At 44.3% G+C, this 16715-nt stretch carries 16 protein-coding genes; 10 read left to right on the top strand and 6 right to left on the bottom strand.

Annotated elements, in window-relative coordinates:
- Positions 1–16 precede the first annotated feature (16 nt).
- Both CHK_RS05485 and CHK_RS05480 read right to left on the bottom strand, forming a co-directional pair.
- Entirely contained in the window at positions 17–1234 is a 1218-nt protein-coding gene (locus tag CHK_RS05485; protein WP_235843837.1) for a tyrosine-type recombinase/integrase, read from the bottom strand.
- A gap of 4 nt (positions 1235–1238) precedes the next feature.
- Positions 1239–2375, bottom strand: a complete 1137-nt coding sequence (locus CHK_RS05480; RefSeq protein ID WP_046443024.1) for a DUF6076 domain-containing protein — start codon at positions 2373–2375, stop codon at positions 1239–1241.
- Positions 2376–2614: 239 nt separating this feature from the next.
- Here CHK_RS05480 and CHK_RS05475 point away from each other — a divergent pair, with 239 nt between their 5' ends.
- The 3 genes from CHK_RS05475 (at position 2615) to CHK_RS05465 (ending at position 4140) form a co-directional block, all read left to right on the top strand.
- Positions 2615–2821 carry a helix-turn-helix domain-containing protein gene (locus CHK_RS05475; protein ID WP_046443023.1) on the top strand — a complete coding sequence of 69 codons (207 nt, stop codon included), beginning with the start codon at positions 2615–2617 and terminating at the stop codon, positions 2819–2821.
- Between the two features lie 144 nt (positions 2822–2965).
- On the top strand, positions 2966–3298 hold the full coding sequence (locus tag CHK_RS05470) for a plasmid mobilization protein (protein ID WP_082103418.1): 333 nt from the start codon (positions 2966–2968) through the stop codon (positions 3296–3298).
- Positions 3286–4140 carry a relaxase/mobilization nuclease domain-containing protein gene (locus CHK_RS05465; protein WP_052740380.1) on the top strand — a complete coding sequence of 285 codons (855 nt, stop codon included), beginning with the start codon at positions 3286–3288 and terminating at the stop codon, positions 4138–4140. The genes CHK_RS05470 and CHK_RS05465 overlap by 13 nt, the downstream gene beginning before the upstream one ends.
- On the opposite strand, the gene CHK_RS16055 is transcribed toward CHK_RS05465, so the two are convergent.
- Both CHK_RS16055 and CHK_RS05455 read right to left on the bottom strand, forming a co-directional pair.
- Positions 4027–4797: an NYN domain-containing protein gene (locus CHK_RS16055; protein WP_046443022.1), complete on the bottom strand. Its 771-nt coding sequence runs from the start codon at positions 4795–4797 to the stop codon at positions 4027–4029. The genes CHK_RS05465 and CHK_RS16055 overlap by 114 nt on opposite strands.
- Positions 4798–4844: 47 nt before the next feature.
- Positions 4845–5186 (bottom strand): hypothetical protein, encoded by a 342-nt coding sequence (locus CHK_RS05455; RefSeq protein WP_046443021.1) that lies wholly within the window; start codon positions 5184–5186, stop codon positions 4845–4847.
- Positions 5187–5595: 409 nt separating this feature from the next.
- Here CHK_RS05455 and CHK_RS05450 point away from each other — a divergent pair, with 409 nt between their 5' ends.
- The gene (locus tag CHK_RS05450; RefSeq protein WP_082103417.1) at positions 5596–6051 is read left to right on the top strand and encodes a helix-turn-helix domain-containing protein; all 456 of its coding nucleotides are present in this window, start codon (positions 5596–5598) and stop codon (positions 6049–6051) included.
- 459 nt (positions 6052–6510) lie between these two features.
- Here the strand turns inward: CHK_RS05450 and CHK_RS05445 are convergent, their stop codons facing one another.
- Both CHK_RS05445 and CHK_RS05440 read right to left on the bottom strand, forming a co-directional pair.
- A complete protein-coding gene (locus CHK_RS05445) occupies positions 6511–8397 on the bottom strand; it encodes a heavy metal translocating P-type ATPase (RefSeq protein WP_046443019.1) in 1887 nt (628 codons plus the stop codon).
- A gap of 112 nt (positions 8398–8509) precedes the next feature.
- Positions 8510–8785, bottom strand: coding sequence for a metal-sensing transcriptional repressor (locus tag CHK_RS05440; protein WP_046443018.1), 276 nt, complete (start codon positions 8783–8785; stop codon positions 8510–8512).
- 226 nt (positions 8786–9011) lie between these two features.
- Between CHK_RS05440 and CHK_RS05435 the strand changes: the two genes are divergently transcribed.
- The 6 genes from CHK_RS05435 to CHK_RS05410 all read left to right on the top strand — a co-directional run bounded on the left by CHK_RS05435 (position 9012) and on the right by CHK_RS05410 (position 16470).
- The gene (locus CHK_RS05435) at positions 9012–9539 is read left to right on the top strand and encodes a CarD family transcriptional regulator (protein WP_046443017.1); all 528 of its coding nucleotides are present in this window, start codon (positions 9012–9014) and stop codon (positions 9537–9539) included.
- Positions 9540–9822: 283 nt separating this feature from the next.
- Positions 9823–11235 carry an MATE family efflux transporter gene (locus tag CHK_RS05430; RefSeq protein ID WP_235843855.1) on the top strand — a complete coding sequence of 471 codons (1413 nt, stop codon included), beginning with the start codon at positions 9823–9825 and terminating at the stop codon, positions 11233–11235.
- A 100-nt stretch (positions 11236–11335) separates the two neighbouring features.
- Positions 11336–12205: a radical SAM protein gene (locus CHK_RS05425; protein WP_046443015.1), complete on the top strand. Its 870-nt coding sequence runs from the start codon at positions 11336–11338 to the stop codon at positions 12203–12205.
- A 124-nt stretch (positions 12206–12329) separates the two neighbouring features.
- Positions 12330–13172 carry a DUF1002 domain-containing protein gene (locus CHK_RS05420; RefSeq protein WP_052740377.1) on the top strand — a complete coding sequence of 281 codons (843 nt, stop codon included), beginning with the start codon at positions 12330–12332 and terminating at the stop codon, positions 13170–13172.
- Positions 13173–13362: 190 nt separating this feature from the next.
- Positions 13363–14253 (top strand): cation diffusion facilitator family transporter, encoded by an 891-nt coding sequence (locus tag CHK_RS05415; RefSeq protein ID WP_046443014.1) that lies wholly within the window; start codon positions 13363–13365, stop codon positions 14251–14253.
- 6 nt (positions 14254–14259) lie between these two features.
- Positions 14260–16470 (top strand): heavy metal translocating P-type ATPase, encoded by a 2211-nt coding sequence (locus CHK_RS05410; protein ID WP_052740376.1) that lies wholly within the window; start codon positions 14260–14262, stop codon positions 16468–16470.
- The last annotated feature ends 245 nt before the right edge of the window (positions 16471–16715 follow it).

Raw genomic sequence — 16715 nt, 5'->3', positions numbered from 1 at the left:
TTTTTTTACATTGTTTTCATGGTTTGCGTTCCAATTTACCCTTTACAGAATTTATGTAGTTTTGCATCCTCTGCGAACTGTCCTTTTTCATTGTTTCCGTAACATGTCCGTAGGTGTCAAGCGTAAATGCCGCCGCATGGTGCCCGAGGTTTTCCTGTATTGTCTTAATATCGTCACCAGCTTCTATGGATGCCACAGCATATGTATGACGCAGATCGTGGAACCTAGTATCAGGCTTTCCAATCTTTGTCATAATACGCTTGAAATTCTTGTATACCGTCTGATGAAGCAAATGCCCACCCAACTCATTGGTAAACACAAGCTGCTCATTTTGCCACGGTTCCCATGCCGTACCTGCTTTAAGTTTCCATTTCTTTTGGTCTATATCCTGCTTACGCAAAATTTTCATTACTTCAGGTGCAGGGGATAACGTTCTTGATTTGTTGTTTTTAAGCGAACCGAAGGCATAATCTTTTTTACCAAGCCGTTGCAACTGCCTATAAACATAAATCGTTCCCTTTTTGAAATCGATGCAATCCCACGTTAGCCCCAGAATTTCTGATTGTCGTAAGCCTGTGAAAACGCCAACTGTGAACACTCGTTCAAACCGATTGCCCTCAATCGCGTTCAGAAATTCCGCTATCCCCATATCGTCAAGTGGTTGTATCTCTGCTTTAGTGATACGCGGGAGCTTACAGGCGTTGGCGGCGTTATACTTGATATATCCGATCTCTACAGCCTGTTCTAACGCCCTGTGAAGGATTCCGTGTACGTTCTTGACCGTCTTAGGGGATAACCCCTTCTTGTCCTTTGTGCCGTGATGCAGCTTGTTATAAAAGGACTGTATTATGTGCGCGTTCAAAGCCTGTAACTTGACCGCTCCGAGCGCTGTTGAAATATGATTGTCAATCTGCGCCTTATATTCCGTTCTCGTACGCGGTTTTAGCTGTCCCGTGTATTCCTTATACCAGATATCAAGCCATTGCTTTACGGTCATTTTAGACGGCTCAATATACATGCCGTCATCAATAGCAGTTGTGGCCTGTTGTAACTTTTTCCGCACTTCTTTCTGCGTTTTGGCATAGACAGACTTCTGAATCTGTTTACCAGTGCCAGGATCGCGTCCTACGGTGTAGCGGCCTTCCCATATACCGTCTGCGCGCTTGCGCATCGTACCGCCACCTTGCGCGCTCCTTTTTGTCCTGCGGTTTTCCGTATTATCTTTCATTACCATACAATCACTCCCCATATTTGAGCCAGTCGAGGAATGCTTCTGCCTGCATCCCGCCACTTTCTACATCTTTTCTTAGCTTCTTCGCTTCCTCTTTCCACCGTTCAAAATCAGCTTCGGAAAGAGCGCCTTTCTTCATTTTCGCAAAATTGTTTTTGTAAGCTTGCCTATACGCTTTTTTCTCCGGCGATCTGTCCAGATTCTGCGTGTACTGCGCCATTGCCCCTATTTGCCGGCAGGTATTACCTTGCGCGTCTATGGTGCGTTCACAGTAAACCGTTCGGCCTTGTGCCACAAAATAACGTCCACAATGCTTACATTTCCGAATGACAACTTTCTGCTCGATCATATCCTTAATGTATGCTACTATGACGCTTTGCAGGGTATCGTCTGCACGGATATAAAATTCCAGACGGCGCATATCTTCCTCAAGCGCGATCATTAGCTTTTGGCTGATTTCCGCATCGTGCAGGAAAGAATAATCCGAGGGAGCCATAAGGTCAAAGGGTACTTTTACAGAAATCCCGCCGTTATTATCAGCCGCTTCAACTTTGCTTTTCGGGGCATGAAATGACTCATTGACATGTTCGTCATGTGCGCCCAACAAATGATAGATCATATCCATGCGTATATCAGCCGTCGCTTTCTGCCCATATATCTTATCCGCAAACACATTCGCATTCAGCAAGGTTTTTACTTGTTCAATATAGGTTGAAATGACATGGGCGTTTAAAAATATGTCTTTGAAGCCCTCTAAGACGGATTGCTTGTTCCATTCCTTCTGCCGGAGCAAGGCATCTACCACCCGCAAACTCTTTTCACGGTATACACTGAACAGATCGGGAAGTACGGTGAGCAACGGCTTTGTAGTCTTTGCCAATGCTTTTAGTTCGTCTTTTACGGCTTCCGCTTCCTGAATGTTCATGCTTGTAAGCAGAGCGGCAGCGGGGAGCGAAATACGCTCAAAAACCTGCGCATCTGTTTCCGCAAGGTCAAGTAACATAGTACCGTATGTGAAATTTTGGAGGATATCGTTTTGCGTTTCCCGATATTCCGGATTTGCGTCCTCAACATAACGGCAGATTCGCTTTTCTGTAAACTGTTCATAGTCCAATGTAAACAACATTTCGGTTAAAATCTGCATTGTAGAACCTCCAGACAATTTAATAATACAATTATAAATTGTCCGGCCATATATGTCAATATATAAAAGATAAAAAAAGACAATATATTTATGGATATATATTGACATATTGTATTTGCTTGTAGTATGATAAAATGCAAGACAATATTTATATTTAATAAATATTGTTTGGTGGAAGGAGGTGGAATATCCACGGTTTACGCACTATCGCACATTGAAAACAGAATAAGGAGGAACGCATGAAGCAGACGCAAACATCATACGAGGAACTACCCGTAACATTGACTGCCGATATGGTGGCGCAGGCGTTAGGCATTTCCAGAACGGGAGCATATGAACTGATGCACTCGTACGGTTTCCCAACCCTGCACATCGGAAAGCGGCTGATCGTAGGAAAGGAGCAGTTTATAAAGTGGATCGACGCAAACAGCGGCAAGGCCGGATAAGCGCCCACTTCCCCGAACGATACAGCAGACAGGAATACCGCCTTGTGGCGGTATTCCTGCTSCGTATCGTACAGAGGAAGGCAAGCTCCCCAAGTGGCACGCCACTTGGACGCTTGCAAAGGGGGGAACCCCCTTTGAACCCCCATGAGCGAAACCAAAGGAAGGTGGAACATGGCAAACCGCAGCAGGAAACATTGCGTCAGTATCAGGGTATCGGACAGGGAGCTTGCGGCAATCAGGGCGAAAGTCAAGAGGTCGGGCTTATCGCTTCGGGAATACGCTCTGCGCTCATTGCTCGGAAAAGAAATCCATGTAAAGGAAGGTGGGCTTGAAGTAGTGAAGGAATTGAAAGCGATTGGGAACAACGTCAATCAGATCGCCTATCATGTGAACGCCGGATTGATAACGGACTGTTCGCCGGAGCTGTCGCAGATGTATTCTGCGCTGAAGGAGTTGATGTGTGAATGGCAATCATAAAAGCAGTCAATTCAAAGGCCAGTATCGCCAAAGCGATCAACTACATCATGAAGCATGAAAAAACTGAGCGGCGTCTGGTCGGTGGGTACAACTGTAATCCTGCAACAGCGATTGACGATATGAAAGCGACAAAACGGGCGTGGCGTAAAACGGGGGGCAGGCAGTATAAGCATTTTATACAGAGCTTTCCAAAGGAGGAAAATATAACGGTAGAAGAAGCGAATCAAATTGCCTACGAGCTTATCACCCGCAGCCCCATGTTTCGCGGTTATGAAGTATGCTTTGCCACCCACAAGGACAAAGACCATATCCATACGCATTGGATCGTCAATTCCGTCAGCTTTGAGCATGGATATAAATTCCGCTATTCCAAAGCAAAATTGCAGGAATTAAAGGATTTGTCCGACAGGATTGTACAGGAACACGGGAAATCCATCTGCCAAAAGAATAGCGAAATCACGACGTTTGATATGGGGATGTATAAGGCGATTGAAAAGGCGGTGCAAGGCACTTACCAAAGTTGGGTATTTGATACGATGAAAGCAATCGTTCAGGCAAAATCTACAGCTTTAAGCCGACAGGTGTTTATTCAAAATATGAAGGAACAGGGCTTTGAAGTGCAGTGGACAGACCGCCGGAAATATATTGTTTTTATCGACAAGGACGGGCATAAGATACGTGACCGCCGCTTGTCCAGAATATTCAAGATTGATATAAGTAAGGAGGGGTTAGAGCATGGCGAATTTGAAAGAAGCGTTGGAGAAGCAAAAAGAAAACGAGAGTCTGAAAGTAAATATCACGAATCCGGAAGGGTTACTGGATACGCGAATCAATTCAGATAAGGCGATTTCAATATGTTCTTCGGGCAAGTTATTCCTCGACGCGACAATACGGACTGTATTCTTGAAGGTTGTACTTATATCTTTTTCGGGATGCTTCGCAATATAATCAAAATGAGAGATAATTAGCTTATAATATCTTTTTTTCTCAAGAGGTATTGTAGGCATTTCAATAAATTCGCTTGCAACCGCCTTTAGCTGCTTACTAAAGGATAATTTTACACCAAATACCAAAACGTTCTTTTTACACTTATATCGCAAAAATTTGACGGCAGATTGAAAATGAGCATCTCCAGTGAAAATGATAAAGTTATCAGGCGATTCAGCCCCTAATGCCGCTTGATAAATGTAATCAAGAATAATAAAGTCAGTAATGTCTTTTTTTACTATATAGCCTGTATTTTGAGTTTCGATGATATGATTCGTGATTTCCCTGATACGCGGAACTTCACTACGCAATTTAGTATTTGTGAAATCGGCAAAGAAATAGACCGTCAAATCGTTGTATTGTGCCGATATATCTTCCTGCCATTGTTGAAGATCGGGCTTAATACCATACAGTTTTTCGTATGAATAAAACCAGTATTCGTAATCCACAAAGGCAACCGCAGCGTTCGCGGTATCAATTTTTTTATGCTTAAATGATTTAAATAAGGTCATTTGAAAATGCTCCTTCACCACTCAACACAATTATTAAATACGGGACATCACAGAAATACAAAATCCGTGCTGAAACCAAGTATAGCTGCTAATGTAATCATGTCAGCCGTAGCTTGATCGGGCTGTTGGTTTTCAATAATGATTAAATTGTCGCAGTTATCCAAAAGCTGTGACGAACAGATAAACAAAAGATCGCTATAAGATTCCTGCGCACAAAAATAATATTTACATTCGAGTTGCGCCAAATATGATTTGCGTTTTTCGCATTCCTCCGCGCTTTGATGCTCAAGCCATGTGTAATATGGCAAAAGGACGTTAACAGAAAGATCGGGATAATCTTTTTTAAGACCGATAGCGATTTCCATGAACAGTAAATCCGCATCACTCATAAAGCAGACAGTATATTCAAATTGCCTATTTGCCAGTCGTTCAAGTAATTTACTTTTTATCGCTAAAGTTGCTCGACTTATTTCAGAATGGGGTATTTTGCAGTTTCCCCAGATACCGCAGTTCGTTTTTTCTATCATAAGTTTTCGACTTTCTTTATTTGATGTCGGCGCGCTCAAGAGAATACAATTTGAGCAATAGCGATTACTTCACAACATCAGTGTCTTACCGAAAATAAGAATATAATGCTCCTGCATAATATGAGGCTCGCAGTCATATTCTCTCGCGCGCCAACAAGATTAAAATCTTCGTCAATACTTCTTTTTGAAGCATTTTTAACCCACGAAACAGTTTTTTTTATGTAGACTATAGATATAAATTCAAATCTATAAAACCATTATAACACAATTTATGGTGAATATAACAAATATTTCGATTAGTAGACTGTGTATTTTGGCCGCCGTAAGAATTTATACTTTAAATATGGATGGTAATAATGAATTAAAGCATTTCGTAGCTAACAGAGTACGGGAATTGCTTAAAGCAAATAATATCAAAAATCAGACAGCATTAAGTCAATTATTAGGCTTTGGAGCAAATTTCATCAGTAATTTGGTGAATGAAAGATCATTGCCAACTATTGATAAGATAGATGCGTTATGTAGGCATTTTAACATTACGCTTTCTGATTTCTTTAAGGACGATTTCAGCAGTAATAAATCTGCCGAAATGTTGTTGAATTTGTTGATTCAAAAATATCGACCTGAAGACATAACAATGATTTTTGATGTGTTAAATACTGTTGATAAAAGCATTATCCGTAATCTGCTTACAAGTTATTCTGATTATCACAACAAGAAGGGCTAAAAAGCCTTTTTAAATCGGATTTTTCGATAACATTTACCACCCTTTAATTTACCCTTTACAGATTGTCAGCAGGAAAATAAGACGATATAGGATAAAATCAAGAATGGCTTAACTACGCGGATTTTGGACAAAATGGTATTGTATGAAACGGGCTGAAATGGGCGCGGACAAATTCAAATCCTGTCACCCCGACCAAAAAAGACGGCATATTTACATATGCCGTCTTTTTTATTTCTTTCGATATATCGATTGCAGTTCAGCGCAAATACTCCTGCAGACAGATTTCTGTCCAAATCAATAAAAAATACAGCGGCGGAGCCATATCCTTTCTTTATGCTATCATAACCCACCTGCCGGGAAGAACTATGGTTGTCTCATGATGCCCGTGGGGCATCGTGGTAGGTGTCATCAAGTTCATCCAGAACGCGCCGGGTTAATTCATAGAAACGAAGACAAACCTTAGAATGTTTTTTTCCTCCATTTCAACAAAAATGCTGAATTTATAATGACAATTACAGAGCCGGCATTATGCACCAATGCGCCTACCACTGGATTGAGAATGCCTATTACAGCCAGAATAGTTGCAATAAAATTTAGTATCATTGAGAAAGAAAGATTACATTTTATTGTTGTCATCATCCGCTTGGAAAGTGCCAGGAGGTGGGGAAGTTCCTTTACTTCGTCGTCCACCAGGGCAATATCCGCGGCATCAACCGCAATGTCGCTTCCTATTCCGCCCATCGCAATACCCACGTTCGCTTTTTTCAGGGCGGGAGCGTCGTTGATTCCGTCGCCGACCATACAAACAGGCTGGCCTTCATTCTGATAATGGTCGATCCACTTTAATTTGTCTTTGGGAAGGCAGTTTGCATGAACGTCGCTTATGTGGAGTTGGCTGGCGATTGCATTGGCAGCATTTTTATGATCGCCAGTCAAAAGAACCGGATCTATTCCCAGCATCTTGATTTTGTCAATCATTTCCGCGCTTTCAGAACGTATCGTATCCGATAATACGATATAGCCCGCAAGTTTTTTATTGATGGCGATGTAGATGATCGTGCACCCGTTGTTAAGGTAACACTCTGTCTCATCGAGAATTGAATCAAAAATCGTGATGTCGTTTTCTGCAAGCATCTGATTATTCCCGGCAAGTATTTCTTTTCCTTCGACTCTGGCCCAAACGCCGCGGCCGGGAGCCATTTGGAACTGTTCGGCGTTTGGAAGGCTGGCGTTTGTTTTTTGCTGGTAGGAATGCGTGATCGCTTTTCCCAGAGGATGCTCGGAAAATTGTTCTGCCCCTGCAGTCAGGGAATAAAGCGAGTCTTCAGGATACCCGGATAGAATACTTCTGATTTCGGTCACCTCAAGTTTTCCATAGGTCAATGTCCCGGTCTTGTCAAACGCAATTTTTGATACTGTGGACAGGCGCTCCAGCGCGTCGCCCTCGCGTACAAGAAAACCATGTTTGGTTGAATTGCCGATTGCCGCCATAATTGCGGTTGGTGTAGCCAATACCAGGGCACAAGGGCAGAAAACAACCAGAATCGTGACTGCACGGATTATTTCACCTGAAATGATCCAGGTCAATGCCGCCGCCGATAAGGCGATTATGACGATCCAGGTGGCCCATCTGTCTGCAATGCCAACGATTTTTGCTTTGCCCGCATCCGCAGACTGTACCAGGCGGATCATTCTTTGAATAGAGCTGTCCTCGCCAACTTTGGTGGCCTTCATATCAAAGGAACCAAACTGGTTCACGGTTCCACTGGAAACCATATCTCCTGCTGCCTTATCCACAGGAAGGGATTCGCCTGTCATAACGGCCTGGTTTATTGAGGTCTGCCCGGAGAGGATGACGCCGTCAACAGGGATGCTTTCGCCGGGAAGTACACGAAGAATATCATTTACCTTCACCATTTCAGCTGGAATTATTTTTTCCTTGTCTCCTTCTATGATTCTGGCAGTCTGCGGGGTGAGGTGGACAAGCTTTTCGATTCCAGCCCTTGCTTTTGCAACTGTGAGATCCTCGAGCAAAGCGCCTAACTGCATAATAAAAGCAACTTCTCCGGCAGCAAAAGATTCGCCTATGCAGATCGAGGCAATCAGGGCCAGGGAGACAAGCACATCGGCCTTAATATCAAATGAAGTAATCAGACCGATTACCGCCTCTAAAATGATAGGAACGCCACATAACACGATTGCTATCCATGCTGCATTGAACGGCAGGGGAATCAGGTCAAAGATACTGATTAAAAGTGCAATACCAGAGATAACGAGAAATATAATTTTCTTTTTTGTTCCGCCCAGTTCAAGAAACTGCTCTAACCTTGCTGCAAATTTTTTCATTGTCGCCTCCTTATAATACCTATAGGGGTATATGTAATTATATACCTATGGGGGTATTGGTTGTCAAGGGGCGTATAAAAAAACAGCCTTTCGGCTGCTTTCAAAAAATAGGTTATGTCATATTAGCAAAGCGTTCGACGGCTTTTGTAAAGCTTTCGATGGTCTTATCCGCATCGCCATGCTCGATGCCGTCGCGAACGCAGTGGTTGATGTGTCCTTCAAGCACTACCTGACCGACCTTGTGAAGAGCGGATTTTGCGGCGTTGATTTGGGCGAGGACGTCCTCGCAGGGAATGTCTTCATCTACCATTCTGTCTATCGCCTGCACCTGTCCAATAATTTTTTTCAATCTGCGGTGTAAATTTTCCGCATCCATACACTGTTTCATTTAGAAACCTCCATATACCATAAGGGGTATCTGTAATTGTAATGATCTTATCAGGATCTGTCAATATATGGAATAAAAATTCGGTATCAGATAAGCCTGCCGGAATATTTTTTTAATCTTACATTTTAAAATTTTAATATGTTACAATAAGAATAAAGGAATATAAGGCAAAATGTGAATGTAGCGCGGCTGGAATGCCGTAGCAGTATGATGCGGGAGGCTTAATATGTATCAGGTTGGCGATTATGTGATTTATGGAAAAAGCGGCGTTTGCATGGTAAAGGATGTCGGCAGGCCGGATTTTCTTGGAGAAGGTGATTCGCGCCAATATTATATTTTGGAGCCTGTTTTTGCGGTCGGGACTATTTATACGCCTGTGGATACGCAGGTTTTTATGAGATCAGTCATTACGCGCGAAGAGGCGCTGCGATTGATCAGGCAGATTCCGTTCCTTGAGGAAGCGCTGGACGCAGAAGCAGAGATGGATAGCAAAGCGCTTCCGGATTACTATAAGTCGCTGCTGAAAACCCATGAATGCGAAGACCTGATTCGCCTGATTCAGATGGTGTATTCAAAACGCGAACGGGCGGCGCTCAGTAACAAAAAGATAGGGGAAACAGATCGGAATATGATGCGCGAGGCAGAGGACGTTTTGCATGGAGAACTTGCAATAGCGCTTGGCATTCAAAAGGAAGACGTGCCTGAATTCATCAGCAATGAAATCAGGAAAAACAGTTCTGCCGGGCAGGCATGAACGGCGGATGGAGGTTAGACCGGCCTGAGTGCATAAAAGGCGGGATTTGTGCTTTACAGGGCAGAAACGGAAAAATTGATCGCAAAAAAATTCTTACATAGAAAGAATTTTTCAGCTATACTGATAAGGAAAGAAAAAGACCGGTCGAAATTTCAATGATCAACTGACTGGTCTGGCGTAAATCTAATATAGATGTAAGTCCAGCTATATAGCGTGTAGTCTATCGGCGGCCTGGCCGCTTGGGGATTATACGCTATTTATTTTGATCTGAAAGGGGAAAATGATGGAAACAGAAAAGAATACAAACGCTTATCTTGCAACAAGGCCGATTGGAAGGCTGCTGCTTAAATTCTCTGTACCATGCGTGCTTTCAATGCTCGTAAGCGCTTTGTATAACATTGTGGATCAAATTTTTATTGGGCAAAGCATTGGATACCTGGGAAATGCGGCAACGAACGTGGTATATCCGTTTACGGTGGTAGCGCTCGCGCTTGCATTGCTCATTGGGGACGGGACTGCGGCTTTGTATAGCCTGTCTATGGGAAAAGGGGATAAGCAAACGGCAAACAGGTGTGTCGGAAATGGGATCATAGTCATTTCTGTGATTGGAATTGTTCTTATGGTTGTTGGGATACTATTCATTGATCCTGTATTGAAGCTATTCGGTGTAACGCAGGCAAGCTACGATTATGCCTGGGATTATATGAGCATTATATTAATCGGGATTCCGTTTTACATCTTTTCGTCAGGAATGAACGCCGCCATCCGGGCAGACGGTTCGCCTGGTTATTCAATGATTGCGGTTGTAATAGGCGCAGTTATTAACCTTGTTTTGGATCCGATTGCGATTTTTGTTCTGGGTTGGGGCGTAAAAGGAGCCGCGATTGCTACGGTAATCGGTCAGGTCGTATCCTGTATCGTGACCGTCTTGTATTTTCGAAAACCCAAAGTACTGCGCCTCCATAAAGACAGCTTCAGGGTAAAACCTGAGCTTACCAAAAAAATATGCCAGCTTGGAGTTTCAAGCTTTATCACGCAGCTCGCGATTGTGATCATTATCAGCGTCGCAAATAATATGATCGGAATTTATGGCCCGCAATCAAAATATGGGGCGGATATTCCTCTTTCTGTAGTTGGGATTGTAATGAAAGTATTTGGAATAGTGATCGCGTTTTCAGTGGGTATTGCAGTTGGGGGGCAGCCCATAATCGGATACAATTACGGCGCAAAAAATTTCAAACGGGTATTTTCAACCTATCGGCTGGTGATTATCGCCAATATTGTCGTTGGAGTGGTTTCAATGCTGCTATTTGAACTTTGCCCGCAGGCCATTATTCGACTGTTTGGGAACGAGAGCGACCTTTACAATGAATTTGCGGATCTGTGTTTTCGCATTTTCCTGGGAGGAATCCTGTTTTGCTGCATTCAGAAGGCCAGCAGCATTTTTCTGCAGTCGATTGGAAAGCCTGCGAAGGCAACAATCCTTTCACTTTCACGGGATGTTGTTTTTTTCGTACCGGGGATTTTAATTTTGAGCAGCCTATTCGGAATTACAGGAATGCTTTGGGCTGCGCCTCTGGCAGATATGCTTTCCTTTATCCTGACAATCATTTTGGTCGCCCATGAGTATAAATCAACAGGTGGAAAAAAGAAAGTCGGGGAATTTGAAGAGTCGGCTTGCTACGAGCAAACATAAATGTAATCGCGCCGGTCGGCTATGCTGCCCGTAATGACAGACACATAAAAATATCGTATAATAGGTATCAAACAGCAAAGGAAACCAGGGGAGGATAGCAATGCAGTATGAAGGCGATATCTACAGGCCACCAAGCGAGGCGCACAGCCTTATTGTCCAGGCTACAGTAGGTTGTTCACATAACAAATGTACATTTTGCAGTATGTATAAAGCGAAACAGTTTCGCATCAGGAAAACCCAGGAGATTCTTGATGATCTGGGAGAGATGGCCGCAGCATACCCTTCTGTAAAACGAATTTTTCTTGCGGATGGGGATGCGCTGATCATAAAGACAGAGGAACTGAAAAAGATATTGACGTATATCCGCTCAAACTTTAAAATGTGCGAGCGCGTTGCGATTTATGGTTCGCCGCGCAGTATTTTATTGAAATCTGCAAAGGAGCTAAAGGAGCTTCACGGGCTTGGCCTTGGAATCGTTTATCTTGGGCTGGAATCAGGCAGCGATAAAATCCTGAAAAAGATCAATAAGGGAGAGACCGCAGATGAAATTATACGTGCGGGACTGCGTGTGAAGGAAGCGGGGATTCCGCTTTCCGTGACGGCGATCAGCGGGATTGGAGGAAAAACATTGTGGCGCGAGCATGCTGTTGCAACAGGAAAAGCATTCAGCGCAATGAAACCGGACTATATCGGTCTTCTTACATTGATGATGGAGGAAGGTACGCCGCTTTGGAAGGAGTATCAGGAAGGAAACTTTACGCTGCCCGGACCGGAGGAGGTTGCGATCGAGACGCTCGTGATGCTGGAAAATATGGACAGCGACGGAAGCGTATTCAGGAGCAATCACGCTTCTAATTACATTTCGCTGCGCGGAACGCTCAATGCAGACAGGGAAGAAATGATACAAAAGCTGAAAGCAGCATTGGAAGGAAATGTTGCTTATAAGAAGGAATACCTGCGCGCGCTGTGATTTTGAGGCTCAATCGTATTTCTTAATAAACTATTAACAATACCGCAAAGCCTGTGTATTCGTTTGAATTTTAAAAAAGCCCATGCTATAATCAGGTATACTAACTGATAGGAAGGTATTTATCATGTTTAAAAAAATAACCTTAGTTGTTTTGACATTGGTAATGGTTCTTGCATTTGTGGTTTCACCTGCAATGGCGGCTTCACAAGAGGCGCGCGTGGTGATCGGGGCAGATAACAACGACGAACAGATCGGCGCTGTGTACGGCTTCTTTGGCATCAACCGGGGAGACGTAACAGAGATGCAGGTGACCAACCAGGAAGAACGGAAATATCTCGAAGGTCTTGTACCGGATGAAAAAATAGGCAATGTGGCGCTTTCCTGCGTCTATATTGAGCCCAATGACGGCGGTGGTCTTGATCTTGAGATCAACAATATCAACTGGGTAACGGAAAAGATGTATAAGTCGGCGCTTGCCACGGCAGGTATTACGGACGCAAAGGTGAAGATTGCGGCCTATAAACCGGTCTCCGGTACAGGCGCGCTTGCGGGTATCTATAAAGCATATGAGGATATGACCGGAACGACGCTCAGCGAGGCTGCAAAAGATACGGCTGTGGAAGAGCTGATTGTAACGGGCGAACTTCAGGACGCCCTTGGCGATGTGTCATCTGACATTATCAACGACCTGAAAGGCAAGCTTGCGGAAACCAAAAATATGAGCGACGATGAGATTATCCAGCTCATTAAGGATACCGCCGCGAAATATGAAGTCACATTAACCGACGACCAGATACAGCAGATTTTGCAGTTGGTTAAGAAATTCAACGAACTGAACCTTGATCCGGATACGTTCCTGAACCTGTTCCAGGCAAAACAGGGTGTAGAGGGCTTTTTTACCAGCGTTGGAGATTTCTTTAAAAGCATAGGAGATTTCTTTGTAAACCTGTTCGGCGGCAACAATTAAGGAAAAATAAGCAAAAGGCTGTTTCCACGGAAACAGCCTTTTTTGTTTTTCGATATTGCGTTTAAATGCAATGGATAAACGTAAATATACCAATGCAAAAGCGGCGATGTTCCTGTATAATAGAACAAAACGGCATATAGTTGTTATGGACTTTCCACAACGTTTATATTAAATAAGGGGTATTACGGAATTGGAAGATCGGTTTTCATCTGGAAAAAAGGTTGCGCTCCTTGGAATTGGAGTCAATATTATATTATTGCTGATCAAGCTTTGGGCAGGCTACGTTTCGTCCAGTCAGGCAATGATAGCCGATGGTTTCAACAGCATGGGAGACGTATTCGCGTCTACCGTTACGCTGTTTGGAAGTCTTTATGCTGCGAAGCCAAAGGATGCGGATCATGCGTGGGGGCACGGAAAGGCAGAATATATCGCCTCGCTTATCATTGGTTTTTCGATGGTCGTTATGGCTGTTTATACGGCGTCCGGCTCAGTAGAATCGCTTGCAAAAAACGAAATTCTGGACTTTTCATGGTGGCTTGTCGGAGTCGCTGTTGTAACTATTTTTGCAAAAGCCTGCCTGTACGCTTATTGTATCAGAAAGAGCAGGCAATATAACAGTATCCTGATCAAAGCAAATGCACAGGATCACAGGAACGACGTATTTGTCACGTCCGGAACGCTTGCGGCGATCTTTTTGAGCGTGATTGGCTGGCATTTTATGGATGGTGTGATCGGCATCGCTATTTCTGCATGGATCGTATACAGTGGGATCAGTATCGTTATGGATTCGGCGCGCGTACTGATGGACCAAACCGCGGGCAGCGCGACGATTGAAGAATATAAAAAAGAAATTATGGGGATCGGCGGAATTGCCCATGTGGACAGCGTAAATACAAAACCGGTAGGAGCAAAATCAATCCTGATTGTTAAGGTCTCTGTTGACCGGGATATGACTGTGATCAAAAGCCATGAAATCGCAAAAAAGATCGAGCTGGAACTGCTCAGATTCCATACGGATGTCGACGATGTAATTGTACACATCAATCCGGATTTGCCGCATGAAGCGGAAAGAAAGGCGTAGAGTAATATGCAAAAGGAAATTTTGTTAAACATCAAGGGGATGAACTGCGCTGCGTGCTCCGCATCCGTGGAGGGCGCGCTTTCAAAGGTTGACGGCGTGGTCTATGCCGGTGTAAATCTGGCGGCGAACAGCGCCGTTGTTGTTGCGGAAGATAAAGTATCAGAGCAAACGCTGGTTGAAGCAGTCGAAAAAATAGGGTTTGGCGCGACCATTGCAAAAGACGGCCAAATGATCACGCAGGATGAACACCGGTTCAAAAAATGGGAGCTTCTTCTTGCCCTGATATGCGGCGTTATTGTAATGTATATTGGCATGGGAGCGCATTGGAACTGGCCTCTGCCCGCGTTTGTCTCACCGGATACAAATCCGCTTAACTATGCTCTGATCCAGCTGATTATTACCATTCCGGTAATCTATGCGGGCAGAAGCTTTTTTACGAATGGAATGAAAGCGCTTTTAAAAAAGCATCCGACCATGGATACTCTTGTAATGCTTGGAACGGGCAGTGCGCTTATTTACAGCATTGTGATGACCTGCTTTATCCCCACGGATATGCACGCGGTTCACAGCCTGTATTTTGAAAGCGCTGCGGTGGTGGTTGCGCTTGTGCTTTTGGGAAAATACCTTGAGGAAAACAGTAAAAACAGAGCCAAGAGCGCAATTTCCAGCCTGGCAAGCCTGGTGCCCCAGGATGCGGTTGTACTGCGTGGGGGCAAGGAAGAAAGAATCAAGGCGGCCGATGTTAAGGAAGGCGATATTGTTCTTACAGGAGCAGGGCAAAGGATTCCTGTGGATGGAATTGTGGAAAGCGGGCAGGCCAGCGTAGACGAATCAACGTTGACAGGCGAGAGCCTTCCGGTTTTTAAGGAAACTGGAATAAAGGTCTCCGGTGGAACACTTGTCACGGACGGCGTATTGCATATCAGAGCAACGGGAGTTGGAAAAAATACAGCGATATCGCAAGTGGTTAAACTTGTCGTACAGGCACAGCAAAAGAAGGCGAAAATTTCTCGGCTTGCGGATAAGATATCGGCCGTGTTTGTTCCCACAGTTACGCTGATTGCGGTGATTGCCGCAGTGATATGGGCAATCGTTGGCAAGGATGCAAATTTTGTCGTTAACATTTTCGTATCGGTATTGGTAGTAGCGTGTCCGTGCGCGCTTGGTCTTGCAACGCCGATTGCAGTTATGGTTGGAACGGGGCGCGGCGCGCAGCTTGGAATTTTATACCGTGGCGGCGATGTTGTAGAAACGGCAGGCAGGGTAACTACTGTACTGTTTGATAAGACTGGAACGATCACAAAGGGAAAGCTGCACGTGCTGAGCGTTGTGGCGGAGCAGGAGGAGACAGAAGACGAGGTGACGGAGCTTGCCGCGATTGCCGAATACGGGGCAACGCATCCTATCGGAAAGGCAATTCTCGATTATGCCAAATATATGGATATTGAACCCAGACGGCCAGATTCCGTGAAAAATGTTGCGGGCAGGGGCGTAATTGCTTCTACGCGCAAAGGCGAAATTACAATAGGTACCAAAGAGTTTATGGAGCTTGAAGGAATCGCGACGGAGGAAAGCCGTACGCCCGGTACGACGCGTGTCTATGTCGCGTTCAACAAGGTTTTGAGGGGAGTTATTGCGCTTGCTGACGAAATCAAAAAAGATGCGGAGCAAACAGTCAGGACATTAAAAGAAGCGGGGATCAACTCTGTGATGATCACAGGAGATAATGAGGAGGCTGCAAAGCTGATAGCACAGCAGGCCGGTATTGAGCGCTTTATTGCTGGAGTAATGCCTGAGGGCAAAGCGAACGAGGTGTTGAACTTTAAGAAAAACGGGGCTACGGTTGCATTTGTCGGAGACGGAATCAACGATGCGCCGGCGCTTGCGACTGCGGATGTCGGCATTTCCGTATTCGGCGGTACGGATGTTGCTGCGGATTCATCTGGAATCATCCTGATGCGTGACGACACTCAGAGCATCGCGCAGAGTATCCTGCTCTCAAAAAGGATCATGCGCACCATCAAGCAAAATCTGTTTTGGGCGTTTATTTACAACGTGATTGGCATACCGATTGCGGCAGGGGTTTGGTACGCTTTTGGGGGCCCGACGCTGACTCCGATGTTCGCAGGACTGGCAATGGCTTTTTCATCCGTTTGCGTCGTCCTGAATTCACTGCGGCTTTCAGGATATCGCGCGAAAAAAAAATCCACCTATTAAGGTGGATTTTTTCGGAAGTATCATATATGTTCAACGCCGTAACCGGCGGTTTATACAAAAGGCCCGGGGGCCTTTTTGAGAAAGAAGATTTATGAAAAGTTGTGGTACTCTTGTTTGCTTGATACCATCATATAACAGAAATATGAAATGCGTATGAATGAATTATGAATAGTTCATGAATATGGGTTTTGTAAATAGAAATTCAAAAAAAGAGAAAATAATATAATGAATTATATGCAAATATA

It is taken from the genome of Christensenella hongkongensis, assembly GCF_000981035.1.
Classification (GTDB): Bacteria; Bacillota; Clostridia; order Christensenellales; family Christensenellaceae; genus Christensenella; species Christensenella hongkongensis.
The sequence above is the reverse complement of the archived record's forward strand: the minus strand, read 5'-3'. Positions and strand labels throughout refer to the sequence as shown.